This is a genomic window from Acinetobacter rongchengensis (assembly GCF_003611475.1).
Taxonomy (GTDB): domain Bacteria; phylum Pseudomonadota; class Gammaproteobacteria; order Pseudomonadales; family Moraxellaceae; genus Acinetobacter; species Acinetobacter rongchengensis.
The window spans coordinates 1-1,480 of sequence record NZ_RAXT01000142.1; the positions used below are offsets into that span (position 1 = coordinate 1).

Consider the following 1,480-nt stretch of genomic DNA (forward strand, 5'->3'; position numbering starts at 1 on the left):
CGCTGTCGTGTCTACAATCACTTCAAATGGTGCTGACGGTGCACTTTCGTTACCCGCTGGATCGGTTTGTGTCACACTTAAATCATGCGAACCTTCTGTTAAGCCCGGTGCAGGTAAGGTGTAGTTCCAGTTTCCTTGCGGATCTGCAACTACACTGCCGACTGGCTGACCATCATCATAAATGGTGACTACGTTACCTGGTTCGGCTTTACCTGTGATCGTTGGTGTGGTGTCATCCGTTGTGCCACCTGAAGTCAGTGGCCCTTGGTTTTCTCCAACATCATCTGTGACTGTATCAATCGTTGCTGCAATTGGTGCAGTGGTGTCGATAGTGAGTTTTGCGGTATCTGTCGCAGTGTTACCATTCGGTAGTTGTGCGGTTGCAGTGTAGGTATGTTCACCTTCAGCTTGTGTTGTTAGCTCTACTGACCATTTGCCTGTTGCATCTGCTGTTGCTGTTCCAACAACATTGTTGGCTGCATCAGTAATCGTGATATTTGCATTTGGCTTAGAAACACCCACCACTGTTGGCGTGGTGTCATTGGTCACACCCGCCTTTGCAATATTGCCTTCAATCGGTGTGGTATTGTCAATGAAGTTGGTGATTTGAACATCAGATGTAGATGTATCTACCGTGAAATTCAATGGATCACTTGGATCACTGGTATTGCCTGCTGGATCGGTTTGAGTCGTCGTGATCTCATGTGGACCATCCGTCAATGGGGTTTCTGGGGTAAATGTCCAGTTGCCTGTCGGATCTACAACTGCCGTACCCAATGGTTGACCATTATCAATTACTTCAACGGTTGCACCTGGCTCACCTGTACCTGTAATGGTCGGTGTGGTGTCATCTGTTGTACCACCCGCTGGAATGTCCCCGATCGTAGGACCGACATCGTCTGTAGCAGTGATATCTTCAGGCTGGGTAGGTGCTGTCGTGTCGAGTATGATTGGGTATTCACCTGTTGGCGGACTCATTTGACCCGATGGATCTGTGGCAACAGCTGTGAGTTTTTTCTCACCATCTGCGCCTAGATCTGCAACCTCAAGTGTCCATGTGCCATTTGGTTGTACTGCAACTGATCCAACTTCTGTACCATTGCTATAAACGTGAACAATCGTTCCTGGTTGTGCTGTACCGCTTACTGTCGGAGTCTTGTCATCCGTCGTCGCACCTTTTTGTAATGGATCTGTGATATCGCCCACATTATCATCAACGCTTTGAATCGTTGGTGCCAATGGCGCTGAGCCAATTACATTGAAGTCGATTGGGTCTGTAGCCGTACCTTCATTCCCTGCTTTATCCACTGGTTTAGCGCTAAAGCTATGGTCTCCTCCGATCAATGGCAATTCTGGTGTAAATGTCCACGTACCGTCAGCTTGTACTGTCGCTGTACCAATCAATCCACCATTGTCATAGATATTGACATGCTCAACATCTGTCGTTGCTTTGCCTGTGTATTCTGGACGGGTATCATCT

General features: G+C 47.9%; 1 protein-coding gene. It reads right to left on the bottom strand.

Features of this window, described 5'->3' with window-relative positions:
- The coding region (locus D7V20_RS19100) for an Ig-like domain-containing protein (RefSeq protein ID WP_235831683.1) at positions 1-1,480 on the bottom strand (1,480 nt) is incomplete at both ends.